The following is a 24492-nucleotide window of genomic DNA, read 5'->3' on the forward strand; positions in this document are numbered from 1 at the left end:
AATAAGTAATGCTTAATACCAGTAATACAGAATAGTAAGGAGGGATTAATCTGGAAAATCTAACAGAAATGCTCAAAGGCGTGCTTGAGGGCTGTGTCCTTGAAATTATAAGCCGCGGAGAAACATACGGCTATGAAATCACACGAAGACTGAATGCTCTCGGCTTCACAGATGTTGTGGAAGGAACGGTTTACACTATTTTAGTTCGACTTGAGAAAAATAAACTTGTGGACATAGAAAAAAAACCATCCGATATGGGACCGCCCCGTAAGTTTTATAGGCTTAACGATGGTGGGCGTGAAGAACTTTCCCGGTTTTGGAAAAAGTGGGAATTTGTTTCATCAAAAATAAATCAATTAAAGGAGAAGAAATAATGAATTTTTTTGAAAAAATTACGGGCAGTGACATGGCAAAAGAATATAAAAATTTTGAATTGAGAGCCAAAAAACTGCCGTCTGATTATCAAGCAGCATGGGAAAAAATTAATTTATATATTTGGGAACACACAGATTTCACCGGCCGCAACCTCATGCCAATTATAAATGGTGTGCTTGAACTGCTCGAAGAAACGGCAGCAGAAGGTCAGAGTGCACAAGAAGTATTGGGAGACGATATTAAAGGATTCTGTTCAGCACTGGTTGGCGATGAAGGAGCAAATTCTTTTCGTGACAAGTGGCGTCAGCAGCTAAACAATAATATTGCAAGAAAATTAGGTAAATAGGGGGATAAAATGAGAATACAGGATATCATCGAAGGAAAAAAAGAGTGGCGTGCGCACATGGCACGTGTCAAAGCACTGCCGAAGGATTATCAGATTGTTTATGATGAAATTCAAAAATATCTCTACAAAGTAGGACCTGTAGAGCTTTCAGAAGGATTTGGTCTGCTGTCAGGGATAGTCGATCTATTTGAAGGTGGTGCTGCCTTGGGAAAAGGGGTGCTGGAAGTGACGGGCAATGATGTAGCGTCATTTTGCGACGAACTGATTAAAGATTCAAAAACTTACGCTGACATATATCAGGAATCAGTTGATCAGGAAGTTTACAAGGCTATAAAAAAGGAGAAGGATAAAACAAATTAAAAGGGGGAAATTGAAATTGGAAAAAGCAATTCAGGTAAAGGGGCTGCAAAAATCCTATAAAGGTCTTCATGTCTTGAAAGATGTTGACTTTGAGGTGGAAAAGGGAAGTATTTTTGCTCTTCTAGGCTCCAACGGAGCAGGAAAGACAACGATTATAAAAATTCTCACCACGCTTCTTAAACAGGACAGCGGAACTGCCGCAATAAACGGCTTCGATGTATCGGCAAAGCCTGACTATGTGCGCCAGTCAATCAGCTTAACAGGGCAATTCGTCGCTGTAGACGAGATATTGACTGGCAGGGAAAATCTCATGATGATTGCTAAGCTTCGTCACGTTTCCAATCCTCGTCAGGTTGCGGTTGATCTGCTTAACCGTTTAGGACTGGACCATGCTGCTGACAGAAGGGTTTCCACATATTCGGGCGGTATGCGCCGCAGACTGGACATTGCCATGAGCCTTATAGGAAATCCACAGCTTATCTTCCTTGACGAACCGACAACCGGACTTGACCCAGAGGGACGTACAGAGGTTTGGAATACTGTAAAAGAACTAGTTGATAGCGGTACAACAGTGTTCCTGACAACCCAATATTTAGAGGAAGCCGAGCATCTTGCAGATCGAATCGCCATTCTGCATGAAGGGAAGATTATCGCAAACGGCACTCTTGATGAACTAAAAATGCTGTTCCCGCCTGCTAAAGCGGAGTATGTGGAAAAACAGCCCACATTGGAGGAAATATTCCTCACAATAATAGACAAGAGGGAGGAAATGTAAATGGAAACCTTAAAGAAACACTTTTTCAGCGATATTAGCGTTATGGCCTGGCGTTCTATGAGCCATGTTTCCCGCAGCATGGATACAATTATCACGGTTTGTATCACTCCGATTGCCATGATGATGCTGTTTGTATATGTGTTAGGTGGAGCTATTCAAACCGGCACGGATAACTATGTGAATTATCTACTGCCAGGCATCATGCTTATTTCAGTAGCAAGTGGTATATCCTATACGGCTTACCGTCTTTTTATGGATATAAAAAGCGGGATCTTCGAACGATTCCATTCCATGCCGATTGCCCGTTCAGCAGCACTGTGGGGTCATGTGCTGACCTCAATGGTATCCAATGCAATTTCAGTTGTCGTAATTGTTCTTGCAGCATTCATTATGGGCTTCCGTTCGTCGGCTGGAGTACTATCATGGCTTGCTGTAGCCGGGATAATTGCGTTGTTTACGCTGGCTTTGACATGGATTGCAGCCATTGCCGGACTGTCTGCAAAATCGGTGGATGGTGTAGGAGCCTTTTCCTACCCTCTTATCTTCCTTCCATTTATCAGTTCGGCTTTTGTTCCTACTGATTCCATGCCACCAATGGTCCGTGCCTTTGCTGAAAACCAGCCGGTTACTTCCATAGTGGATGCCATCCGTGCACTGCTTGAGGGTCAGACTGTAGGCAATGATATATGGATTGCTTTGGCATGGTGTCTTGGTATTCTTGTTGTTGCATATATTTTCGCAATGAAGGCTTATAAAAGGAAATCAGATTAATGTTTGAGGGTTTCTCAAACAGCCACTGAAGTGGTTTTCTGTATACAAAGAAATGCCAGACTTAAGAAGTCCGGCATTTGTTCTTGTTTAATAGCATTAATATTACCTTTTACAAAGTTGTATGGCTCAACATCAGATTTCTTATATGTTTATGTTTGTTCCAAGTCTTTGTATGAGTGCAACTGACGGCAGCTGTGTTTTTGCTATTGTAACATTATCGTTTAACACTATTTTAACCGGGTTGTTTTGATCTTTAACAATTATGTTTCTTGCCTTTACATCTGAAAGATTTACTGTGTTTACCTTTGAAGCTGATATTACAATGTCCCCAAGCACAACAACATTTTTTATATACACATTTCCTGTTCCTACGGAATCAACGATGTTCAGATTTCCTACAACAACAGCGCTGTAATATGACTCATTGTAATTTGTGATGTTGAATCCGCGCTCTATATTTTCATTTTCTACTATGTCGCAGATAATTTTTACTGCTTCTGCCCTTGTGAGGGCTTTAGCAGGCATGTACACACCTGTTGGGTATCCAAGTATGTAGCCCTTGTTGTAAACAGTATTAACGCTTGGCTTGGCCCATTCCTGTATTGTGCTGTAATCTTTCAGAAGGGTTGCTCCTTCTCCGTCAATGTCTCCTGTGGTTATGGTGCAGCTTACAACTTTTGCAACTTCTTCACGCTTGATTGGATTGTTTGGTTTGAAGGTGTTGTTTTCATATCCTGAGAAAAATCCCGAAGCAACTGATTTTTGTACTTCAGCATAAAACCAGTCACCTTTTTTTACATCTGTGAATGTTAAGTCTGCTTTGTTTTCTGTATGCAATGCGCTGTTTAAAAGCTTTGAAAATTCTGCTCTTGTAACAGTACGATCCGGTTTGAATGTTCCGTCTTCATAACCTGAAACAAAGCCAAGCTTAACAGCTTCTTCAATCCAGTTTTTTGCCCAGTGGTCTGAAATATCTGAAAAGGAATAGCTTTTTGCAGTTGAATTTAAAGTGCTCACTGCAGCATCCTTATTTTCTGTTGTTGTATTATTGACTTCTTCTGTACTATTATTTTCCTGAACTTGAACTTCCGTGAAGTCAGGTTCATTAGTTATTGCATCAAGTACGCTTGCGTATGTTATGCCATTCATGTTTATTGTAATGCCTATGCACAGTCCCAGGACTGATATTTTCTTAATAATATTTTTCAAATTGTCCTCCTTTATTGCATGTCTTTATATTAGACTAAAATCCAAGCCATTTTGTTCCATCAAATCAAATACTTAGGTCTTAAATATTATAGTTTTTTTGAATGTAAAAGTAAATAGGTAATAATTACTTATGTATTGACTAACAGTGAAGAATTAAACTATAATTGGATATAATAAAAATAAGGAATAACAATGGACGAATTATTTATGAAGGAAGCCTTGAATGAGGCATATAAGGCATATGAAATAAACGAAGTTCCAATAGGAGCAGTAATAGTGAGAAATGGGGAAATTGTAGGCAGGGGATACAATCAGAAAGAAACTCTGAAAGATGCAACTCTACATGCTGAAATTTTAGCCATAAAGGATGCATGCAAAAATCTTGGAGGGTGGCGTCTGCCGGGCTGCACAATGTATGTTACGCTGGAACCTTGCGCCATGTGCGCCGGTGCACTGGTAAATGCCCGTATTGAGAACCTTGTTGTGGGAACAAGAGACTTAAAGACCGGAGCCTGCGGCTCTGTATTGAATATTGTTCAGATGGAAAAACTCAATCATCAGATAGATGTTCGTCTTGGGATACTGGAGGAAGAATGCACAGCAATAATAAAGGATTTTTTTTCAGAACTCAGGAAAAAAAAATAAGCAATAAGTAAAATGGACTGCTGTGTATAAGCCAGTCCTATTTTTTTATTTTATACAACAGTAATTCAAAATTTTACTCTATTATAATGTTACACTTTTTATATCAATTTATATTCATGCGAATATTATGAAATATGAGTTAAATATAACAAAAGGAAGTGTTATTATTGTATTACTGCGATTACATGTATTCAAAGGATAGTGCTTTTATATTAAGTCTTGATATGTTTAATAAAAACAAAAATCAAAAAGGAATTTTACATTTGAAGATATTCTCATGCGAAGGTTCACCTGTAGACAATGCAAAAATAAGGGTAGTTTCACCTAATGGAAACAATGAATACAGCATAAACATTGAGGCATTGGGATATTTTCCGGCTCAAATCAAAAATGTACAATTTTATCCGGGTTGTGTGAACAAATTAAATATCAGCTTAATTCCATTGGCATTGGAAGATCAAAGACTAAAGGCTGATCAGCATCCACTATATAAAGACATTCAAGTTTTCCCAACCGGATCAGAATTGCCTCAGGATGAAATAAGGGAACTTACCATGACACTGGGTATGGTAACCCCAGTGGGTTCACCATCTTACATTTATGCTGAGAGATTTGCCGAAGAAGTAAATAATTTAAGCAACGGAAAAATAAAAATAGATATAAATACTGATGCGAAACTGGGAACAGACAGGGAAATGCTTCAAAACATTCTGTATGAAGACAATATTGATTTAATAGTTCAAACTACACCGCCACAGGTAGATTTCATGCCTCAATTGTCTGTGTTTGACATGCCCATGGTTCACGCAGATGAAAATGAATTAAGAAAAGCAATCAACAATGCTGAATTTTATGAAAAAATCAGTGATGTTTACAAAAACGGCGGATACAAACTTTTGGGATTTTCTGATCCATTGTTCAGACAGCTTACAACAAACAAGGAAATACAAAATATAGATGATTTCAATGGAATAAGTATAAGAACAATTCAAAATAAAAACCATGAAGAGTTTTGGAGACTTCTGGGGGCTAAATTAGTTCCTCTGCCTGTGGGTGAAATATATTCGTCAATACAGCTTGGATTTATAGATTCTGCAGACAATCCATATGAAAATATAATTGCTTTGAAGTTGTATGAACAGCAAAAATATCTTGTAAGTACCAGACATCTGCCACATTTAGTAAATTTAATAACGAGCAATAAATACTACAACAGCCTGAGTGCAGCTGAAAGAGCAATAATAGAAGAAGCTGCTGCTAATGCAACAGCATACGTACGTGATGGAGCAGATGAGAGTCTTCAGGAAAGAGAACAATCACTTATTGACAAGGGCATGACAATACTTGAACTGCCGGATGAAACAAAAAAAGAAATGAGAGTGAAAGCTTTGCCGGTGTATGAAAGAATAAGGGAGTTAGTTAATGATGACGATTTAATAAATTTATATGTTGGAAATGAGAGCGTATTATTAGAGCAATAATTTGATTTGTACTGAGGACATAAAATCTAGACTTCAAAATTAAGTTATTTTTTGCACATATGTTTTCAAATTCTTCATGTTATACAAAAAAAATCTATAAAGAAACCCATTTATGTGGTATCATATTAATGTAATTACTTTGCTTGGTGGATTTTTTCTTCAAAAATCAAATTTGCCATTAGGAGTTCTTTACGGGTAAATTAAAACACAAAGAATTAGTAGGGGGAAGTATGGAAAAATATCCTGTGCTGGAAGTTGATTTGAAAAGGCTTCGCGCCAATACTAAAATAGTTACTCAAGTTTGTGCAGAAAGCGGAATAAGCGTTGCAGGCATAATAAAAGGCTTCGGAGGAATAATAGAAGGAGCATTTGAAATGGCTGAAGGAGGGTGTGTCCAGATAGGCAGCTCCAGAATAGAGCAATTAAAGGCATTGAAGGACCAGGGGATGAAAACTCCCATGTTGCTTGTGAGAATACCAATGGCTTGCGAAATCCAAGAGGTTGTCAGATACAGCGACATGTGCCTTGTTTCAGAAAAAGAAACACTGGTTATGCTTGATAAAGAAGCAAAAATCCAAAACAAAAAATATAAGGCAATACTCATGTATGACCTTGGGGACCTTCGAGAAGGTGTGTTTACAAGAGAGGAGCTTCTTGACCTTGCCCAGTTTACGGAATATGAGCTTCACAACATGGAGCTTGAAGGAATAGGTGCAAACTTAAGCTGCTACGGTTCTGTTGCTCCCACAACAAAAAACCTTACAGAACTTAGTGAAGCTGCAGTAGAAATAGAGAAGAAAATTAATCGAAAAATGAACATTGTTTCAGGAGGAGGAACAACAACTTTGCCTCTGTTAATGAGAGGAGGAGTTCCTGAAAAAATCAATCATTTAAGAATAGGCGAAGGAATAGCAAACACTCAGGATCTACCGCTTTATTGGGATACATATATTGAAGGCCTTGATGCAGATACATTTGTTTTAAAGGCTCAAATAATTGAAATAAATGAAAAGCCAACACACCCCATTGGTGAACTCATGGTCAATGCATTTGGAGAACATGCCCATTACGAAGACAGGGGAATTAGAAAAAGAGCAATTGTTGCACTTGGAAATCAGGATGTAGGAGATTCATCAAAGCTTGTACCTAGGGACAAGGGAATAAAAGTGCTTGGAGCAAGCAGCGATCACACAATTCTTGACATTCACGACAGCCAGAACAGTTACAAACTGGGAGACATTGTTGAATTCAATGTATTGTACCAGGCAATGCTTTTTACATCGCTGTCTGATTTTATAGCTAAAAAAATAATAAACTGAATTCATTTATAATGAAAATATAAATCATAGGAGGCACAAATGCCAATAATTCAAGTTGAAATGTTAAAGGGAAGAACACTGGAACAAAAAAGAGCCTTAGCTGAAAAGGTTACTCAGGCTGTTGTTGAAACAGCAAACTGTCCTAAGGAAGCTGTTAAGATTATTATAAGAGAAATGGAATTTGAAAATTACTCTCAAGGCGGAGTTCTTAAGTGTGATGAAAAATAATAAGAGGCTGAGCCTCTTATTTTTTATTTCTCACTAAGGTTATTTTAAGATGAGGACAATTGTAATCTATTTTTACTTCATCCACCATCATTCCCACAAGATTGATTTCATCACCTTCCACATCGTTGCTGCCAAGCTGCCAGTACACCTCTTCAACCTCTGGCTGTCTACCGGCACTTAAAAGTTTATTCAGTCCATTGGCAGTTTTTTCTGAGCAAACTATTTGTTCTGCCTCAAAATTCAATATGTATTTATCCTCTGTATCCTCTATGGACATGCTGAGCTTTTTAGCCTGGTGACTCATGTAAAAATCAACAATAACATCAATTATTCTTGTAATTTTCTGTATTTCATACTTCATTTTTACTCTCCTTTTTTTAATGCTTCAAGAACCGGGAACATAAGTGAAGCAACAATGCCTCCGGAAAAACCATTGTTGTACAAATTGATGCCGCCGTGAATTATTCCAACATTCATGACTACTGACAAGTGCAAAAATCCTGCAACCACTCCTGCAAGGAAACCGTACTTACCGGCTATTGGAGCCAGAGTAGTTCCAAAGAGCCCTGCTATAATAACGCCCGTTGCATTTAGGTCCCATATTTTAAGAGCTCCAGCAAGGAAAACACCTGCCATTATTGGAATTGTATTTTTGGGATGCTTGCCAAATGCTGAAAAACCTGATACCGTAAGCACACTTCCAAATACAGGGCCGTTAAATACTCCTCCTAATATTATAACAAACAACATAGATAAAAGCCCCATTAATCCCATATTTAAAAAAGTAAGGGAATATCCATCATGTTGTGTGAAGTCAGTTACCAGTCTTCCTGAACGCTTCAAAATTCTTTCATATCCACTAAAGCTTCTGCCGTTGCCCAAAAATCCAAGAACAATCAAAAACAAGAAAAAGAACAGCAAGATTAATTTTAAGGTAGCATCGTACTCTGTGGACAAAATTTTCTGCTGAGCTATGTTTATGTTAAAACTTTTTAAAAGGGAGTTGAATATTGTTCCTATGAGACCTGCGGTGAATCCCATGTTGTACAGGTTGTAGCCGTCGTGAAGCTTGTTCATGTTAGCTGACAGGGGAGTTGCAACAAATCCGGATAGTATGCCGGTCACAATTCCTATAGGAAGTCTTAAATAAGGGGTAAGGTGCAGCCCGAAGGACAGCTCTGTCACAATAGGGGCTAGTGCTGTTGAAAACATCATAACTATAAGAATGTTTTTGAATTCTGTCTTTCGGTATCTGGAGTAAAGAATTCCACCCAAGTATATGGGCCATACATTGAATATGTTTTTGCCGAAGAATGAAAACCCTGTTATTGTTAACAAGGCAGCTATAATAGGACCATTTATTTTAGCCTTAAGCTTATAAATGATGAAAATATTGGCGAAAGTAAGCACTGAAGCATTAAGAAATGCAGCTCCCAAACCTCCGGTTTCAAGATAATCAGTGAGAAGTATGTCCGGGGACACAACAATCTTATAAATACCTGAAAAAATATACGTAGGTGAATCATAAATAAAGGCGAAAATAAGAAGTACTGTGGGAAAGACCATGAGTATTCTTATTAAGGTATCATTTCTGAATATATAGTTTAAACCTTTTTTACCAAATTCTCTTTGCAATAAGCAGACTCCTTTCTGTATAATAAATATAAAATTCATTTTCAATATTTTTATTTGAAAAAATAATACCATATGGTATATTGTATTGTAAATACAGTTTTTATAAAGTGATTAAATTACATTTAAGGAGATTTGTATGAAGTTAGTATCATGGAATGTAAATGGATTGAGGGCATGCGTAAACAAAGGGTTTATGGATGCATTCAAGATGCTTGATGCAGATATTTTCTGCCTTCAGGAAACAAAACTGCAGTCAGGACAGATCGAACTGGACATGGAAGGATACCACGAATACTGGAACTATGCTGAAAAGAAAGGATATTCAGGCACTGCCGTTTTCTCAAAACAAGAGCCGATGTCTGTTTCCTACGGGCTTGGAATTGAAGAACACGACAAGGAAGGAAGAGTCATAACTCTTGAGTATGACAAGTTTTATCTGGTGAATGTGTATACTCCCAATTCAAAAAGAGAATTAGAAAGGCTTGATTACAGAATGAAGTGGGAAGATGACTTCAGAAACTACCTTCTTAAGCTTGATGAAAAGAAGTCTGTTGTAATGTGCGGAGACCTGAATGTTGCCCACAAGGAAATAGACTTGAAAAATCCTAAAACAAACAGGAAGAGTGCCGGTTTTACAGACCAGGAAAGAGAAAAGATGACTGTTCTCACACAGTCCGGATTCATAGACACATTCAGACATTTCTACCCGGATAAAGAAGAAGCATATTCTTGGTGGTCAAACTTTGCAAAGTCAAGAGAAAGAAACATAGGATGGAGAATAGATTATTTTATCACATCTAAATCTTTTGAAGATGAGCTTGTAGATGCATTTATTTGTTCCGAAATCTTCGGAAGTGACCATTGTCCTGTGGGAATTATTACAAAACAATCCTTGCTTTAGTTTGAAAGACGAAATATAATTGAAATATCACGAACATATTATTCAATAATACGAAAATTATTTGCAAAAATGTTATTGCTTATTCCTGTTTCATGAGTTATAATAGTAATTGAAATTAATAATTAAATAAACAGCATCAATATAATGTGGATGATATGGATCCAAAGTTTCTACCGAACGACCGTAAATTGTTTGACTATTGAAGAGCTATTTTCTATTATAATGATGCGGATAGATATTATGCTATTCGCTTTTTATATGCTCCGGAAGAAATTTGGATGCTGAATTCATCTTGTAACAGCCGCGCACATTTCATATGTGCATATTTTATGAAGATGCGGCGTATTTTATCGAATTATGCGAAAGGGCCGCGCCATTTCTCATATAAAATATGTTTTATTAAAAAATTTATGGAGGACAAGAATGAAAAAATTTATCAGCATTTTGTTAACACTTTTATTGACTCTTTCTCTTTTTACAGCATGTTCATCAAAGACTGAGGAACCTGCTAAACAAGAACCGGCAGCAGAAGCGCCAGCAGCAGAAAAGCCTGCTGAATCAACAGGTGTTTTACCTGCAATTGCAAAAGAAGATATTAAAATCGGAGTTATCCACATAGGAAATCCTGCAGATGGTTCTGGATACACATTTGCACATGACCAAGGCATAGTTGGAATGCAGAAAGCATTGGGACTTGCTGACAGCCAGATAATCCGCAAGAACAACGTAAATGATACAGACCCAACTGCAACAGAAACAGCAATCCTTGAATGTATAGAAGAAGGAGCAAACATAATATTCGGTACAAGCTGGGGATACATGGACACAATGGAAGCATTGGCAGAAGAATATCCTGAAGTTATATTTTCACACGGCACAGGCTACAAAGGAAATAATGCAAACTTTAACAACTATTTCGGAAGAATTTATCAGGCAAGATACCTTTCAGGTATTGCAGCTGGTTTAAAAACAAAATCTAACCTCATAGGTTATGTTGCAGCCATGGGACAGGACAACTCAGAAGTTACAGGAGGCGTAAATGCTTTTGCAATGGGAGTTAACTCTGTAAATCCGGATGCTAAGGTTTACGTAAAAGTAACTAACAGCTGGTTCTCACCAGAAGAAGAAACAAATGCTGCAAAAGCATTGCTGGCAGAAGGCTGCGACGTAATAGCACAGCACTGTGACACACCTAACCCACAGCTTGAAGCTGAAAAAGCAGGAGCTTTTGGTGTAGGCTACAACTCAGACATGTCTAAAGATGCTCCTAAAGCTACATTGACATCTGCAGTATGGAACTGGTCAGCATATTATACATGGGCTGTTGAGCAAGCTATAAACGGAACTTGGACAGGTGAAAACTACTACGGCGGAATGAAAGAAGGCCTTGTTGACATAGCGCCTCTCAATGAAAGCATAGTAGCAGAAGGGACAGCTGAAGCAATAGAAGCAGCTAGAGCATCAATTCTTGATGGAAGCTTCAATGTATTTGACGGCGTTATTGAAACAAATGACGGAAAGACAGTTGGAGAAGAAGGAAAGACTCTTGACGATGCAACAATAACAGGAAATATTAAATGGTATTACAAGACAGTAACATTAAAATAGTAAACAGTTAAATAGCACATACAGCAAGGGGTTAATTTTAACCCCTTATTGTTTCTTTAACAGCATAATGTATAGGAATATAAAGGATAGGAGTTATTATGTCAAAATCAAATGATACAAAATATGCGATTGAGCTGAAGGGAATAACCAAAACCTTCGGAAGCGTGGTTGCAAACAACAACATAAACCTTACAATCAAATATGGCGAAATTCTTGCTTTGCTTGGAGAAAACGGCTCTGGCAAGACTACATTGATGAATATGCTGTCAGGCATATACTACCCTGACAACGGCACAATTTCCGTAGCAGGAGAAGAAGTTGCAATAAGCTCTCCAACAGAAGCAATTGATTTTGGAATAGGCATGATTCATCAGCATTTTAAGCTTGTGGAAGTTTTAAACGCAATGGACAACATTGTGCTGGGCACAAAGGAAAAGTATCTTAAACCAAAGGCATTGAAGGAAAAGATTCAAAACATAAGCAGCAAATTCGGACTGGAAGTTGAACCGGAGAAAAAAATATACAACATGTCTGTAAGTGAAAAACAAACAGTTGAAATTTTAAAAGTGCTGTACAGAGGAGCTCAGATTTTAATTCTGGACGAGCCCACAGCTGTTCTCACTCCCCAGGAAATTGAAAAATTATTTGCAATACTACGAAAAATGAAGGAACAAGGAAGCGCAATCATAATAATCACCCATAAACTCAATGAAGTTATGGCTATTAGCGACCGCGTATCAATACTCAGAAAAGGCGAACTCATTGATACGGTTGTGACTAATGAAACAAATGAAAAACAGCTGACTGAACTCATGGTGGGAAGGACTGTAAGCTTAAAAATCGAAAGACCGGAAATTGAAAAAAAACACACGGTTCTTAAGGCAGTTGATTTATCAGTAATGAATGATGACGGAACTTATGCATTAAGAAATGTAAACTTCAAGCTTAAAAGCGGAGAAATTCTCGGAGTGGCAGGAATAGCAGGAAGCGGCCAAAAAGAACTCTGCGAATCAATTGCAGGACTAATGAAAGTAAAGGAAGGGGCAGTGCTTTGCAACAAGGAAAACATAATAGGCAAGACCCCCGATGAAATTATAAATCTTGGCATAAGCATGAGTTTTGTGCCTGAAGACCGCCTTGGTATGGGGCTTGTAGGCTCCATGGGCATGGTGGAAAATATGATGCTCAAATCATACAAAAATAACAAAGGATTTTTTATAGACAAGAAACCTTCCAGAAAACTGTCGGAAGAATTGAAAAAGAAGCTGGAAATAGTAACACCAAATGTTGACACTCCAGTAAGAATGATGTCAGGAGGAAATGTTCAGAAAGTCCTTCTGGGCAGAGAAATTGAATCAAACCCTAACGTGCTCATTACTGCATATCCAGTTAGAGGTCTTGATATTAATTCTTCTTACGTTATTTACGACCTACTGAACGAACAAAAGAAAAAGGGAGTTGCAATATTGTTCATAGGAGAAGACCTGGATGTTCTTTTGGAGCTTTCAGACAGAATAATGGTTCTATGCCACGGTGAAGTCAAAGGAATAGTTGATGCAAAATCAACATCAAAGGAAGAAATAGGACTCATGATGACAGGAAAGAGCATGGAAGGGGTGGATCAGGATGAGTGAGAAAATGAAAAGAACAAAAGAACCCCTTATTCGTACTGTCAAAATTGCAGAACGTTCAAAAAGGGAAACAATGAAGCTTAGAATAATTGCTTTTGCGTTGGCTCTTCTTGCAGGAGGTCTGTTCATACTGTTAATTGGATTTAATCCGGTAGAACTTTACGGAACTATTATATCGGGTGCATTCAGAAGCAAAATGGCAATACAGGCAACAGTAAAATTTATGATACCGCTTTTGATATCATCTCTTGGAGTTACGCTGGCATTTAAAATGCGCTTCTGGAACATAGGAGCCGAAGGACAGATTATTATGGGAGCAATATGTTCATCATATTTTGCTCTGTTTCACAGCGACTGGCCTCATGCCCTGCTGCTTGCAGTAATGTTTACAGCAGGATTTATCGGAGGAGGTTTGTGGGGATTATTGCCTGCATACTTCAAATCAAAATTTGAAACAAATGAAACTTTGTTCACACTGATGCTCAACTATATAGCGCTTCATATAATATCATTTCTCAGGGATGGCCCCTGGAAGGACCCGGGTTCATCAGGATTTCCTAAAATTGCACGTTTTCAAGCTAATGCTCAGATCGACAAGGTTCTGGGGGTGCAGTTCGGATGGATTATTGCAATTATACTGGTGATTGTTGTGTATGTGTATTTAAAATATACAAAACACGGCTATGAAATAAGCGTTGTTGGTGAAAGTCAGTCCACTGCAAAATATGCAGGTATGAACGTTAAGAAAATAATTCTTCGCACCATGATTTTAAGCGGAGGAATTGCCGGCATAACAGGGATGATACAATCAGCAGGTTCTGACATGACACTGGCTTCTTCAGTTGCAGGAGGCGTAGGCTTTACGGCAATCATTGTGGCATGGCTTGCAAACTTAAATCCCGTAAGCATACTCTGGGTTTCATTTTTGTTCAGCGTGCTTGAAAAAGGAAGCAGCGTAATGCAGTCAACATATGGTATTTCAACATACTCTGCTGCTGTGCTTCAGGGAATAATATTGTTTTTCATACTTGGATGTGAATTCTTCATCAGATATAGATTCATTGTAAGAGGAAAAGGAGGTGCCCGTTAATGAACATGTTTTTAAACTTCTTAGTAGCTGCAGTGTTTGCAGGAACACCTCTGTTGTTCGGAACGCTGGGTGAAATAATGAGCGAAAAGGCCGGGCATTTAAACCTTGGTGTTGAAGGCATGATGGCCATGGGTGCCTGTGCAGGCTTCATGGCAGGGCTGCTGACTGACAGCTTCATTGTTGCCTTAATTGCAGCTTTTGCTGCAGGAATGCTGGGAGCTTTAATATATGCAGTTCTTACAGTGACATTCATGGCTGATCAGAACGTTACAGGTCTTACCCTTACTATATTTGGAACAGGTCTTTCAAATTTTGTGGGAGAATACATGCTTGTGAATTCTGCAAGCAGCTCGTTGAAGCTTCCGGAAAAGATCACTGCTACCATAAGCAACATCAACATACCAGGATTAAGCAGCATACCGGTTGTGGGACAGCTGTTCTTCCAGTACAACCCTTTTGTGTATCTTGGAATACTTTTGGCAATACTTTGCGGAATTTATCTCAACCATACAAAAATGGGACTTAATTTAAGGGCCATTGGAGAAAACCCTGCAGCAGCCGATGCAGCCGGGATAAAAGTAACAAAAATAAAGTATCTTAACATTCTCCTTGGAGGAGGCATCTGCGGAATAGGAGGAGCTTACAGCTCCATGATAATCTGCGGGGGAGTATGGATGAGCAACTCTGTAAATGGTCTTGGATGGATTGCTGTGGCCCTTGTAATATTTGCTTCATGGAGTCCTACAAAGGCAATTTTCGGTTCATTTGTATTCGGAGCCTTCAACATTTTAAAATATTACTTTCCGAAAACATGGATTACAATACCAAGTGCGTTTTATGACATGCTGCCCTTCGTAATTACTGCTCTGGTGCTTGTAATAACATCAATAAGAAAATCAAAGGAAAACTCACAGCCTGCAAGCTGCGGCGTCAATTATTTCAGAGAAGAAAGATAACATTCAGGAACCTGGCATATGCCAGGTTCCTGTTGCATATATTTCAAAATTGAATTAAAATGAATTATATGGAAGTAATGTTATAGTTAACAAAAATCGGGGTATATATAATACTGATACCGATAGAAAGAGGTGCATTATGAACAATTTAGAGTTTAAAACCTATGCCATAACTAATGAAATCGACCTTAACAAAATTGCTGTGGAGTGCGGAATTAAGAAAAAGTATACATGGGAGGAACCCTTGATACTTCAGGATGCCGTTCTTGGAAAAATAATAGGTGAAAGTCCCGGTGAGGATGAGAAGGTGCTGGTGTTTTCATTCGGAAGCATTGTTTTTGTAAATTCAAATCAGAAGCACACTGAAATATTGATGAAATACCTTAAGAGCATCAAACCGGAAATTGACATAGAGCACTACGATACATTCAAGGATGATTACAACCTCCACTTTACAGAGGGCGAGGAAATGGAGTTTACTGACAGCTATGTTCAGATACCGGACAAGGAACTATTTTATGCTGAACTTATTTCAATTATAATTGCAAAATCTGTGGCATTGGAAAGAATCGAGCATCAGCTTGTAAAAATTCTTGATAACATAGAAGGAAAAATTGATAACCTGGAAAAGGGAAAACTAAATATTGGAAACAAGGAACTTGCAAAGACAACATCCAGGATTGTACGACATGAATACAACACCATAGCATACATAATGATACTTGATAAACCTGATATTACGTGGACAAACAGTGAAGCAGCGCACTTCTATGAAAAAATGTCTGAATTTTTTGAACTGAACGACCGATATGAAGTAATCAAGAGCAAGACTGAAATATTGAAAAGTATTGTTGATGGTCTTGGGGCCATAAGCCATTCCATGAGGGGATTGTTTATGGAGTGGATTGTTGTAATATTGATTGTTGTTGAAGTTGTTTTAATGGTTCTTGATTTGTTTAAGTAGGTGAAATATGAAGACATTAAGTTTTTACTCATTCAAAGCAGGCAAGAAGCTTCCCATAATGCAGCTGGCTACTTATTTCAACATAAAGCAGGATGCAGGATGGAGGGAATTCGTCAAAATTAACAGCAATGAAGTTGAAAAAATATTGAAGTATGCTTCGCCCAACAAGGCAGTGTATCTTTACAGATACGGATGTATTACATTTTTAAATTTCGACATAAACGAATCCCATGTGTTCATGGAGTACCTCAACAAACTTACAGAGGCACGCATGGAATTGTTGTCGCGCTTTTATGAAACCCATACCATAATTGTGGGTGATGACGGATATGCAGCTTTGTGGGAGGATGATGAAGAAAAAGTCCAGTACAGCAAAAGCATTGATGACATAGTTGCAAGCATACTTGCAAAATCTACGGAGTTGAGCAAAATTGAATCTGAATTGTCAACAGTGCTGGATGAAGCTGACAATTTTATTCTTCATCTTAACAAGGGAAGGTACAGAGCAGACAGGAAAAAAGTCATTCCCACAATTGCAAAGTGCATAAGATTCAAGTACATGACAGTTGAAAGTGCCAGAATACTCGACAGACCTTCTGAATTCGGCAATACAATTGAATCCAGGCGCATATTTGAAAAGATGAGCAATTTTTATGAGTTGAATGAAAGATACTCTTCATTTTCAAGCCGTACAGACGTGCTTGATTCCATAACAGGAGAGTATTTTGACTTCGGCGACAATCAGGCGTACATGAGGGTGCTGAAAATTGAAATAATACTGTTGGGACTGTTTCCTCTCATGCATTTGTTTGAATAACAATCAAATGAATAAAATACAGCCCACAAAATATAATGTATAAAACACTGCTTAAAACAAAAACTAACGGAAAAGGAGGTATTATGAAAAAAATAATATTAATTTTGCTTCTGTTTTCCGCTTTGTTTGCAGCAAGCTGTAAGCTATCCCTTTCAAACATAGACCGGATAGAAGCTGTGAACACTGTTACTAATGAGAGCACTTTGATTGAAAAAGACAGCGTGGATGCAAAATCCATCATGGATGCCCTGAATAAAGCAGAAAAAACCGAAAAGGATACAACTGGTTATTTTCCTTTTGAAATCAACCTTATTTCAGGCTCTGACAAAGATGCTCATACATTGTATTTTGACATGAAAAATCAGGCTGCATATGTAACTAAGAATGATGAATTGTATAAAATCAGGGATAAGGAAGCACATCTGCTTTTTTTGAATGAAATATTTTCATATATATATGTTGACAATACAATTTATGACTCACACGTTGTACTAAACGGCGAAAATGTGACTCCGGACATTAAGTACGACTGGACATATAAAAACATAGAAGGCCATTTTGTGAAGAAGCAGGGAATCCTTAAGACTTCACAAATTAATGGAGGGAAACTTTTAATTCATGATGCTGACCTCATTGAATTTAAATATGAGACAAATCCAGACAGCCAGGTTATAAGGCTTTTCTCTGAGGGAAATCTTGTGGCTGCAGGTTCATCAGTTGAAGAAGTTCTGCAAAAGGCAGCATCAGACGGAGAGTATTACATAGAGTGTCAGGCACAGTGGTTCATGAAGCAGAATTCAGATTTTTACGGCAGCAGCACATCCAGCTTCACTGCCACTGTTGACAAGAATGTGGATGTTTCCATAGTCACCAGAGAAAATTACCCGGGCAATATTTTGATAGTCCAGGTTAATAACTTAAATGCAGATGAGACAGTTTCAATTCAGACGGATGCTGTAAAGGTTGATATTAAAAATTATCTTTATAAAGATAAAAATGTGTACATAAGTCCCATTGACTTAAATACAGCTGCAGGAGAATACAAGCTCTCGGCTAAAGTAATGAAGAACAAAGCTGTAGAATATGAAATCGAAAAAACATTGATTGTAAAAGAAAAGTCCTTCAAAACTCAGTATCTTACTGTGGATGAAAATCTTAACCAGTCAAACAACGACAGTGCTGCCATCCTTGAATTTGCTGAGCTGGTTAAGCCGGCAAGGACTGTGTCATCAGACAAAAAGCTATGGGAAGGCACATTTGCAATGCCTGTTGAAGGAGAACTGACAACAGATTTCGCTGAAATACGATATGTAAATAATGAAAAGTCATCTTCAAGGCACTCAGGCCTAGATATTGCAGCACCCAAGGGAACGGAAGTTTCTGCTCCAAACAACGGTATTGTAACATTTGCAATGGAAGGTCTTTTGTCTCCCGGAAACACTGTTGTAATAGATCACGGCATGGGTCTTTTCACTTCATACTACCATTTGGATACCATAGATGTGGTAAGGGGTCAAGATGTTAAAAAGGGAGATATCATTGGAACTGTAGGCACAACAGGATTTTCTACAGGGCCGCACCTTCATTATGCAGTGAGTATTTATAACTCTTATGTAAATCCTTATCAGACATTGAGCGGTATAATTGATTAATAACAGTTAAAAATGTTTACCTTCATTGAAATGTGGTATATAATATAGGCAGAGGAGGAATGTTATGGAATATATTAGTTGGGCGTGGCTTCTGATAATAGCTGCGTGTTTGGCAATTGAAGCTTTTACAATGGGTCTCACCACAATCTGGTTTGCCATTGGAGGGGTGGCTGCGTGGGTTGTATATTTTGCCGGGGCAGGCATAGAAATACAGATAGTTGTGTTCCTTCTGGTATCTATATTATGTTTGTTTCTTACAAGGCCATTTTTTGTTGAAAAGCTTAAGGTGGGAAAAACAAGGACCAATGCTGAAAGCCTTATTGGAGAATATGTTAAGGTCGTAACTGAAATCAACAACATAAACAATGAGGGTACAGTGAAGGTCGGAGGTCAGGTGTGGTCTGCTCGTTCATTGAACGATGAAGTAATAGCAGAAGGTGAAATGGTGGTTATAAAGAAAATTGTGGGCGTAAAGCTCATAGTTGAAAGAAAATAGGAGGGAATTATGGGTTATATAGGTTTTATATTTTTATTGTTTGTTTTGATTGTGCTGGTGGCAACAAACATAAGAGTTGTTCCACAGGCAAATGCATATGTTATTGAACGTCTTGGGGCATATCAGGCAACATGGGGAGTTGGAATTCATGTGAAGCTTCCGCTTATAGACAAAATAGCTAAGAAGGTTCTTCTGAAAGAACAGGTAGTGGATTTTCCGCCTCAGCCAGTTATCACAAAGGATAATGTAACAATGCAGATAGACACAGTTATATTTTTTCAGATAACAGATCCTAAGTTTTACGCATACGGCGTTGACAGACCAATGGCAGCAATTGAAAATCTTTCTGCCACAACACTGAGAAACATCATAGGTGATCTGGAGCTTGACCAGACACTTACTTCAAGAGAAATAATAAACACTAAAATGAGAATTGTACTTGATGAAGCAACTGACCCATGGGGTATTAAAATAAATCGTGTTGAAGTTAAAAACATCATACCGCCTAAAGAAATTCAAAATGCAATGGAAAAACAAATGAAGGCCGAAAGAGAGAAAAGAGAGTCTATTCTTATTGCAGAAGGTCAGAAAAATGCTGCAATACTTGTTTCTCAAGGTAAAAAGGAATCTCTCATTCTTGAAGCTGAAGCAGAAAAACAAGCTGCAATATTAAGAGCTGAAGCTAAGAAGGAAGCTTCTATAAGAGAAGCAGAAGGAGAGGCTGAAGCAATATTAAGCATACAGAAGGCTACTGCAGATGGTATTGTAATGATAAGAGAAGCAATGCCGAACAAGGAAGTACTTACGCTGAAGAGCTTTGAAGCATTTGAAAAGGCTGCAAACGGCCAGGCAACAAAAATTATCATACCGTCTGAACTGCAGGGACTTGCAGGACTTGCAACGGCACTGTCCGAAACAATGAAGGAAAAATAAAAATAAATGCGCCGATGCCGGCGCATTGTTTTTATTCTATTAACGAAATATATTTTTTGAAAATGTGATCCTGCTTCTGTTTTGAATGAACTTGTCAGATACTATAGCCTGCACAACCAGTGTTACTCCTATGGCGGCTATTATGTCTCCAATGCTTGCCACGAACAAGCTGCCTACAGGAATTACATTGCCGAGAAAGCTCAAACGTGCATTTTCTGCGGAGACGAAAAACAAAATTTTTCCGCTGTTTAACAAATCATAAATTTCAGCACCGTAAATTCTTGCAGAAGCTTCTGCATCAAGGGGAAATTTAAGGCCGTTTACCAGGAATACCAGAAGGTTTAAGAACAATCCCCCAAGTGGAATGAACATGAACTTCATGCTTATGTTCAATATTAAGAATATAAGTGTTAAAACAAATGAAGCAAGCAGAAATCCCGAATAAAGAAATGAGCTGTAATCATAAAGACCAAGGTTCATAATAATTATTCCAAGATACAAGACAGCAGATATAAAAATGAGCGGTCGCCCGGAAAAATGAACGTATGCCAGTCGTGAAATTTTTCCTCTTCTTATTAATCCTATAACTGTTCCTAAAATCAAAGCTTCAAAAAACATGTTTGCCTCCATGTAATCAGATACTATAATTTTACAATATTAAACAGTATATATCAACTTTTATTTAATAAAATTGAAAAATAGGGCTATTATAAATGAATATTGACTGGTTATAATATATATGTTATTATTTTTTTAATATTTAGTTAAACTTAGGAGGTTTTTACTTTGTTAGAAGAAGGCTCCATATTGGGTCCACTTATTTTACAGGTAATACTTATTTCTGTCAACGCGGTGTTTGCTTCTGCAGAAATTGCCGTCATTTCAATGAATGATAACAGAATGGCAAAAATGGCAGCAGAAGGGGACAAACGCGCCATAAAACTTAGCAGGCTTACGCTGCAGCCGTCGCAATTTCTATCAATAATCCAGGTTGGAATAACTCTTGCCGGATTTTTCGGAAGTGCTTTTGCTGCGGACAATTTTGCCAGCAAACTTACGGATTTTCTCATAGAAACAGGACTTAACATTCCTGCTTCAACTTTGAATACTATTTCTGTCATTGTTATAACACTGATATTGTCATATTTTACTCTAGTGTTCGGAGAGCTTGTTCCCAAGAGAGTCGCCATGAAAAATGCTGAAAAAATGGCACTTTTCATGTCCGGAATGCTCTATTTCATATCAAAGGTATTTAAACCGCTTGTATGGCTTTTGACTGCATCCACAAACGGCATATTGAGACTCATTGGGATTGACCCCAACTCGGAAGATGAAGAAGTTACAGAAGAAGACATAAGAATGATGGTTGATGTGGGAAGTGAAAAGGGTTCCATCAATGTCAGCGAAAAGGAAATGATACAGAATATTTTTGAATTTGATAACAAGACAGCTGAAGAAGTAATGACTCACAGGACTGAAGTGAACATTTTGTGGCTTGATGAAACTGATGAAGAATGGGAGCAGAAAATTACTGAAAGCAGACACTCAAGATATCCTCTGTGCGACGGAAGCGCTGACAATGTTATTGGTGTCTTGAATGTGAAGGATTATTTCAGACTCAAGGACAAATCAAGACAAAACGTATTGGACAAAGCTGTGAAGCCTGCATATTATGTGCCTGAAACAGTCAGAACAGATGTAATGTTTCAAAACATGAAAAAAACAAGGAATCATTTTGCAGTTGTGTTTGATGAATACGGCGGAATGAGCGGTGTCATCACAATGGACGATTTGATTGAACAAATAGTGGGAAGTTTTGACGATGATTATCTCACACCTGAAGAACCAACAATAGAAAAAATTGATGAAGACACATGGAAAATAAAGGGTTCTGCTTATCTTGACGATGTATCAAAACAGCTGGGCATCCCGTTGCCTGATGAGGACTTTGACACATTTGGAGGTCTTGTTTTCGGGGTTCTGGGAATCATTCCGGAAGACGGAAGCACAATGGAGATGGATGAGTACGGACTTAAAATCAAAATTACTGAAATAAAGGGAAGAAGGCTGGAAACAGCCATTGTTTATAAAAATCAAGATCCGACTGATTATGTTGATTAATTTCAGATATATTTAAGTTAAATCTTGTATTATTATAATACAAGGAGGAACTATGAACTATTTAATAAATAAATTATTGGTATTGCCTGGGATTTTGCTTGGAATTTCAATTCATGAATTTTCCCATGGCTATGCCGCCGTAAAAATGGGGGATGATACCCCGCGAATTCAAGGGAGACTCACATTAAATCCAATACATCACATTGACCCCATGGGTTTTTTATGCCTCTTGCTTTTTGGATTTGGATGGGCCAAGCCTGTTATGATCAATTCAAGAAATTTTAAGAATCCCAGAAGAGATGACGCCATTGTGTCCATAGCAGGACCTCTGGCAAACCTGTTGACAGCAGCACTGTTTGTGTTTTTTCTTAAACTTGCAGACAATTACCTGCCTTACAACCAGCTTGGACAAATAATCTGGGAAGTTTTGCAGAACACTGTTATCATAAATCTTGTTCTCATGATGTTTAACCTGATTCCAATACCGCCTCTTGACGGCCACCATATTTTGGGGAGCATTGGGGGAGCAAAGGTTTGGAACTTCTACTACAAATATTACGATCACCTGAGATTTGCAATGCTTCTTTTGATTGTATTCAACGGTGTGAGCCTCATCATAAGCCCTGGAATAAACTTTGTCTACAATATGCTGATAACATTGATTTTTTAGGAGAGCCATGGAAAATAAAAGCGATTTGAGAAAGAAAATGCTTAACATCAGAAACAACATGGAAAAGGAAGATTCTTCAGAAAAAAGCGCTGTGATAATAGAAAAGTTGACTGCGTTGGACATATACGAAAAAGCTCGGATAGTGTTTGTGTACATGGCATTTAATAATGAAGTGGAAACAATGACTCTCATTAAAAAAATGCTTCAGGAAAATAAGAGAGTAGTGATTCCTTACACGGACACTGTTAATACAGTCATTATTCCATCAGAGCTTAAAAACATAGAGGAAGATTTGGTTAAAAGCAAGTTTGGTTATTATGAGCCTGCAAAAGATAAAATTCTGCCGGTGAAGCCGGAGGAGTTTGACCTTGTTGTTGTACCGGGAGTGGTTTTTGACAAGAATTTAAACCGCATTGGTTTTGGAAAGGGATATTATGACCGCATATTGTGCAGCTTGAAGAATGGTGCAAAGGCGGTTGCAGTAGCATATGATTTTCAGGTGCTTGACGAAGTTCCATCAGAAGAGCACGATATTAAGATGGATATGATAATTACGGAAAAGAGCATTTATACTAATTAAGAGTGAAGAGTTAAGAATTAAGAATTAAATGTAAAATCAAGCTTGTGCTTGATTTAGAATATTGACAAACTTTGACGCTGTCATCCTGAACGATAGTGAAGGACCTCATCTTTGTTGAAAACATGAGATTCTTCGAGCAAGCTCTCAGAATGACAACGTCCAAATATAATTTTGTAATGAACCAATCAGGCTTGCGCCTGATTTTTTGTTATCTTGCTATTGTGATTACATATACTTTGGAGGCACCGTTTTTTATGAGTGTCTTGGAGCATTCATCTGCTGTTGAGCCTGTTGTGAACACGTCATCAACTAAAAGTACATTCTTTCCTGTGAGTAATTCAGCCATGCTTCTTTTAACATCAAATGCATTAATAAGGTTTTTCCTTCTGTCTTCTTTTGTCACCTGACTTTGCTTAGGTGTTTTCTTTATTCTTTTTAATACATCCCCATAAGGAACGTCTGTTTTATTTGAAATGTACCTGGCCAGAAGTTCCGATTGGTTGTATCCTCTTTTCCTCAGTTTCGAACGGTGAAGAGGGACAGGAACAACAAGATTAAATCTGCCATAGCTTGTATCCTCCATAAATTCAACGAGGCACTTTCCAAAAAACCTGTAGAAATATGGCTTGTTGTAATATTTGAACAAATATATGCCCTTTTTCACAGTTCCCTCATAGAAAAAGACAGACCTTGACATCTCAAAGCTGTGATCATGTTTTCTGCAGTCAGAACAAAGTTCTTCATGAGAGTTCAGGTCAATAGGCTTTGAACACTTCATGCATATGGGAGGAACTATCTTTTTCATTGTTCTTTCGCAGTCTATGCAGATGTACCTGTCACATATTGCTTCATCATGAGCTTCGCAGAAGAAACATGTGTTTTTTTCGGGGTACAAAAGCTCTAGAAACGACTCAACATAATCTTTCATA

27 protein-coding genes and 1 riboswitch are annotated in these 24492 nt (G+C 38.0%); of the genes, 22 read left to right on the forward strand and 5 right to left on the reverse strand.

Annotated elements, in window-relative coordinates; genetic code table 11:
- Positions 1-68 precede the first annotated feature (68 nt).
- Genes BN358_RS13700 through BN358_RS13720 form a run of 5 tightly spaced genes read left to right on the forward strand, consistent with a single transcriptional unit; the run spans position 69 to position 2627 of the window.
- Entirely contained in the window at positions 69-374 is a 306-nt protein-coding gene (locus BN358_RS13700; RefSeq protein ID WP_019229208.1) for a PadR family transcriptional regulator, read from the forward strand.
- Positions 374-721: a DUF1048 domain-containing protein gene (locus BN358_RS13705; protein WP_019229209.1), complete on the forward strand. Its 348-nt coding sequence runs from the start codon at positions 374-376 to the stop codon at positions 719-721. Before BN358_RS13700 ends, BN358_RS13705 begins: the two co-directional genes overlap by 1 nt.
- A 9-nt stretch (positions 722-730) precedes the next feature.
- Entirely contained in the window at positions 731-1081 is a 351-nt protein-coding gene (locus tag BN358_RS13710) for a DUF1048 domain-containing protein (protein WP_019229210.1), read from the forward strand.
- 16 nt (positions 1082-1097) lie between these two features.
- Entirely contained in the window at positions 1098-1856 is a 759-nt protein-coding gene (locus BN358_RS13715) for an ABC transporter ATP-binding protein (protein ID WP_040583723.1), read from the forward strand.
- Entirely contained in the window at positions 1857-2627 is a 771-nt protein-coding gene (locus BN358_RS13720; protein WP_019229212.1) for an ABC transporter permease, read from the forward strand. It begins immediately after the preceding gene.
- 141 nt (positions 2628-2768) lie between these two features.
- Here BN358_RS13720 and BN358_RS13725 read toward each other — a convergent pair whose 3' ends face one another.
- Positions 2769-3836 (reverse strand): S-layer homology domain-containing protein, encoded by a 1068-nt coding sequence (locus BN358_RS13725; protein WP_019229213.1) that lies wholly within the window; start codon positions 3834-3836, stop codon positions 2769-2771.
- Positions 3837-4028: 192 nt separating this feature from the next.
- Between BN358_RS13725 and tadA the strand changes: the two genes are divergently transcribed.
- From tadA to BN358_RS13745, 4 genes are all read left to right on the forward strand, one after another.
- Positions 4029-4481 carry a tRNA adenosine(34) deaminase TadA gene (gene tadA / locus BN358_RS13730; protein ID WP_019229214.1) on the forward strand — a complete coding sequence of 151 codons (453 nt, stop codon included), beginning with the start codon at positions 4029-4031 and terminating at the stop codon, positions 4479-4481.
- Between the two features lie 167 nt (positions 4482-4648).
- Positions 4649-5962 (forward strand): TRAP transporter substrate-binding protein, encoded by a 1314-nt coding sequence (locus BN358_RS13735; RefSeq protein WP_019229215.1) that lies wholly within the window; start codon positions 4649-4651, stop codon positions 5960-5962.
- 230 nt (positions 5963-6192) lie between these two features.
- The gene (locus BN358_RS13740; RefSeq protein WP_019229216.1) at positions 6193-7281 is read left to right on the forward strand and encodes an alanine racemase; all 1089 of its coding nucleotides are present in this window, start codon (positions 6193-6195) and stop codon (positions 7279-7281) included.
- 39 nt (positions 7282-7320) lie between these two features.
- A complete protein-coding gene (locus BN358_RS13745; protein WP_019229217.1) occupies positions 7321-7509 on the forward strand; it encodes a 4-oxalocrotonate tautomerase in 189 nt (62 codons plus the stop codon).
- A gap of 16 nt (positions 7510-7525) precedes the next feature.
- Here BN358_RS13745 and BN358_RS13750 read toward each other — a convergent pair whose 3' ends face one another.
- Positions 7526-7870 carry a hypothetical protein gene (locus BN358_RS13750; RefSeq protein ID WP_019229218.1) on the reverse strand — a complete coding sequence of 115 codons (345 nt, stop codon included), beginning with the start codon at positions 7868-7870 and terminating at the stop codon, positions 7526-7528.
- Between the two features lie 2 nt (positions 7871-7872).
- Positions 7873-9144, reverse strand: coding sequence for a DUF1576 domain-containing protein (locus tag BN358_RS13755; protein WP_019229219.1), 1272 nt, complete (start codon positions 9142-9144; stop codon positions 7873-7875).
- Positions 9145-9280: 136 nt separating this feature from the next.
- On the opposite strand from BN358_RS13755, the gene BN358_RS13760 reads away from it, so the two are divergent.
- The 10 genes from BN358_RS13760 (at position 9281) to BN358_RS13805 (ending at position 20192) form a co-directional block, all read left to right on the forward strand.
- Positions 9281-10045, forward strand: coding sequence for an exodeoxyribonuclease III (locus tag BN358_RS13760; RefSeq protein ID WP_019229220.1), 765 nt, complete (start codon positions 9281-9283; stop codon positions 10043-10045).
- Positions 10046-10162: 117 nt separating this feature from the next.
- A riboswitch (purine riboswitch) is annotated at positions 10163-10264 on the forward strand.
- A gap of 204 nt (positions 10265-10468) precedes the next feature.
- Entirely contained in the window at positions 10469-11653 is a 1185-nt protein-coding gene (locus tag BN358_RS13765) for a BMP family ABC transporter substrate-binding protein (protein ID WP_019229221.1), read from the forward strand.
- Between the two features lie 98 nt (positions 11654-11751).
- Positions 11752-13287: an ABC transporter ATP-binding protein gene (locus BN358_RS13770; protein ID WP_019229222.1), complete on the forward strand. Its 1536-nt coding sequence runs from the start codon at positions 11752-11754 to the stop codon at positions 13285-13287.
- Positions 13280-14374 carry an ABC transporter permease gene (locus BN358_RS13775; protein WP_019229223.1) on the forward strand — a complete coding sequence of 365 codons (1095 nt, stop codon included), beginning with the start codon at positions 13280-13282 and terminating at the stop codon, positions 14372-14374. The genes BN358_RS13770 and BN358_RS13775 overlap by 8 nt, the downstream gene beginning before the upstream one ends.
- The gene (locus tag BN358_RS13780; RefSeq protein ID WP_019229224.1) at positions 14374-15330 is read left to right on the forward strand and encodes an ABC transporter permease; all 957 of its coding nucleotides are present in this window, start codon (positions 14374-14376) and stop codon (positions 15328-15330) included. Before BN358_RS13775 ends, BN358_RS13780 begins: the two co-directional genes overlap by 1 nt.
- A gap of 139 nt (positions 15331-15469) precedes the next feature.
- Entirely contained in the window at positions 15470-16294 is an 825-nt protein-coding gene (locus BN358_RS13785) for an RMD1 family protein (protein WP_019229225.1), read from the forward strand.
- A 7-nt stretch (positions 16295-16301) separates the two neighbouring features.
- On the forward strand, positions 16302-17111 hold the full coding sequence (locus BN358_RS13790; protein ID WP_019229226.1) for an RMD1 family protein: 810 nt from the start codon (positions 16302-16304) through the stop codon (positions 17109-17111).
- An 83-nt stretch (positions 17112-17194) separates the two neighbouring features.
- Positions 17195-18763, forward strand: coding sequence for a M23 family metallopeptidase (locus BN358_RS22440; RefSeq protein ID WP_019229227.1), 1569 nt, complete (start codon positions 17195-17197; stop codon positions 18761-18763).
- Positions 18764-18827: 64 nt separating this feature from the next.
- Complete coding sequence (locus tag BN358_RS13800) at positions 18828-19259, forward strand: NfeD family protein (protein ID WP_019229228.1); 432 nt, start codon at positions 18828-18830, stop codon at positions 19257-19259.
- 9 nt (positions 19260-19268) lie between these two features.
- Positions 19269-20192, forward strand: coding sequence for an SPFH domain-containing protein (locus BN358_RS13805; RefSeq protein ID WP_019229229.1), 924 nt, complete (start codon positions 19269-19271; stop codon positions 20190-20192).
- 39 nt (positions 20193-20231) lie between these two features.
- On the opposite strand, the gene BN358_RS13810 is transcribed toward BN358_RS13805, so the two are convergent.
- Positions 20232-20810: a DUF5317 family protein gene (locus BN358_RS13810; protein WP_019229230.1), complete on the reverse strand. Its 579-nt coding sequence runs from the start codon at positions 20808-20810 to the stop codon at positions 20232-20234.
- 168 nt (positions 20811-20978) lie between these two features.
- Between BN358_RS13810 and BN358_RS13815 the strand changes: the two genes are divergently transcribed.
- The 3 genes from BN358_RS13815 to BN358_RS13825 are packed head-to-tail and all read left to right on the forward strand — an operon-like array spanning position 20979 to position 23563.
- Positions 20979-22313, forward strand: coding sequence for a hemolysin family protein (locus BN358_RS13815; protein ID WP_019229231.1), 1335 nt, complete (start codon positions 20979-20981; stop codon positions 22311-22313).
- 52 nt (positions 22314-22365) lie between these two features.
- Positions 22366-22983 carry a site-2 protease family protein gene (locus BN358_RS13820; RefSeq protein WP_019229232.1) on the forward strand — a complete coding sequence of 206 codons (618 nt, stop codon included), beginning with the start codon at positions 22366-22368 and terminating at the stop codon, positions 22981-22983.
- A gap of 7 nt (positions 22984-22990) precedes the next feature.
- The gene (locus BN358_RS13825) at positions 22991-23563 is read left to right on the forward strand and encodes a 5-formyltetrahydrofolate cyclo-ligase (RefSeq protein ID WP_019229233.1); all 573 of its coding nucleotides are present in this window, start codon (positions 22991-22993) and stop codon (positions 23561-23563) included.
- A 208-nt stretch (positions 23564-23771) separates the two neighbouring features.
- Here BN358_RS13825 and BN358_RS13830 read toward each other — a convergent pair whose 3' ends face one another.
- A complete protein-coding gene (locus BN358_RS13830; protein ID WP_019229234.1) occupies positions 23772-24491 on the reverse strand; it encodes a ComF family protein in 720 nt (239 codons plus the stop codon).
- Between the last annotated feature and the right edge of the window lies 1 nt (position 24492).

Source organism: Sedimentibacter sp. B4, from assembly GCF_000309315.1.
GTDB lineage: Bacteria > Bacillota > Clostridia > Tissierellales > Sedimentibacteraceae > Sedimentibacter > Sedimentibacter saalensis.

Bases quoted from the DNA above. Each gene is read 5' to 3' on its own strand.
- BN358_RS13700 (WP_019229208.1), top strand. From the start codon at position 69: ATGCTCAAAGGCGTGCTTGAGGGCTGTGTCCTTGAAATTATAAGCCGC.
- BN358_RS13705 (WP_019229209.1), top strand. From the start codon at position 374: ATGAATTTTTTTGAAAAAATTACGGGCAGTGACATGGCAAAAGAATAT.
- BN358_RS13710 (WP_019229210.1), top strand. From the start codon at position 731: ATGAGAATACAGGATATCATCGAAGGAAAAAAAGAGTGGCGTGCGCAC.
- BN358_RS13720 (WP_019229212.1), top strand. From the start codon at position 1,857: ATGGAAACCTTAAAGAAACACTTTTTCAGCGATATTAGCGTTATGGCC.
- tadA (WP_019229214.1), top strand. From the start codon at position 4,029: ATGGACGAATTATTTATGAAGGAAGCCTTGAATGAGGCATATAAGGCA.
- BN358_RS13740 (WP_019229216.1), top strand. From the start codon at position 6,193: ATGGAAAAATATCCTGTGCTGGAAGTTGATTTGAAAAGGCTTCGCGCC.
- BN358_RS13745 (WP_019229217.1), top strand. From the start codon at position 7,321: ATGCCAATAATTCAAGTTGAAATGTTAAAGGGAAGAACACTGGAACAA.
- BN358_RS13750 (WP_019229218.1), bottom strand. From the start codon at position 7,870: ATGAAGTATGAAATACAGAAAATTACAAGAATAATTGATGTTATTGTT.
- BN358_RS13760 (WP_019229220.1), top strand. From the start codon at position 9,281: ATGAAGTTAGTATCATGGAATGTAAATGGATTGAGGGCATGCGTAAAC.
- BN358_RS13765 (WP_019229221.1), top strand. From the start codon at position 10,469: ATGAAAAAATTTATCAGCATTTTGTTAACACTTTTATTGACTCTTTCT.
- BN358_RS13770 (WP_019229222.1), top strand. From the start codon at position 11,752: ATGTCAAAATCAAATGATACAAAATATGCGATTGAGCTGAAGGGAATA.
- BN358_RS13775 (WP_019229223.1), top strand. From the start codon at position 13,280: ATGAGTGAGAAAATGAAAAGAACAAAAGAACCCCTTATTCGTACTGTC.
- BN358_RS13780 (WP_019229224.1), top strand. From the start codon at position 14,374: ATGAACATGTTTTTAAACTTCTTAGTAGCTGCAGTGTTTGCAGGAACA.
- BN358_RS13785 (WP_019229225.1), top strand. From the start codon at position 15,470: ATGAACAATTTAGAGTTTAAAACCTATGCCATAACTAATGAAATCGAC.
- BN358_RS13790 (WP_019229226.1), top strand. From the start codon at position 16,302: ATGAAGACATTAAGTTTTTACTCATTCAAAGCAGGCAAGAAGCTTCCC.
- BN358_RS22440 (WP_019229227.1), top strand. From the start codon at position 17,195: ATGAAAAAAATAATATTAATTTTGCTTCTGTTTTCCGCTTTGTTTGCA.
- BN358_RS13800 (WP_019229228.1), top strand. From the start codon at position 18,828: ATGGAATATATTAGTTGGGCGTGGCTTCTGATAATAGCTGCGTGTTTG.
- BN358_RS13805 (WP_019229229.1), top strand. From the start codon at position 19,269: ATGGGTTATATAGGTTTTATATTTTTATTGTTTGTTTTGATTGTGCTG.
- BN358_RS13810 (WP_019229230.1), bottom strand. From the start codon at position 20,810: ATGTTTTTTGAAGCTTTGATTTTAGGAACAGTTATAGGATTAATAAGA.
- BN358_RS13820 (WP_019229232.1), top strand. From the start codon at position 22,366: ATGAACTATTTAATAAATAAATTATTGGTATTGCCTGGGATTTTGCTT.
- BN358_RS13825 (WP_019229233.1), top strand. From the start codon at position 22,991: ATGGAAAATAAAAGCGATTTGAGAAAGAAAATGCTTAACATCAGAAAC.
- BN358_RS13830 (WP_019229234.1), bottom strand. From the start codon at position 24,491: ATGAAAGATTATGTTGAGTCGTTTCTAGAGCTTTTGTACCCCGAAAAA.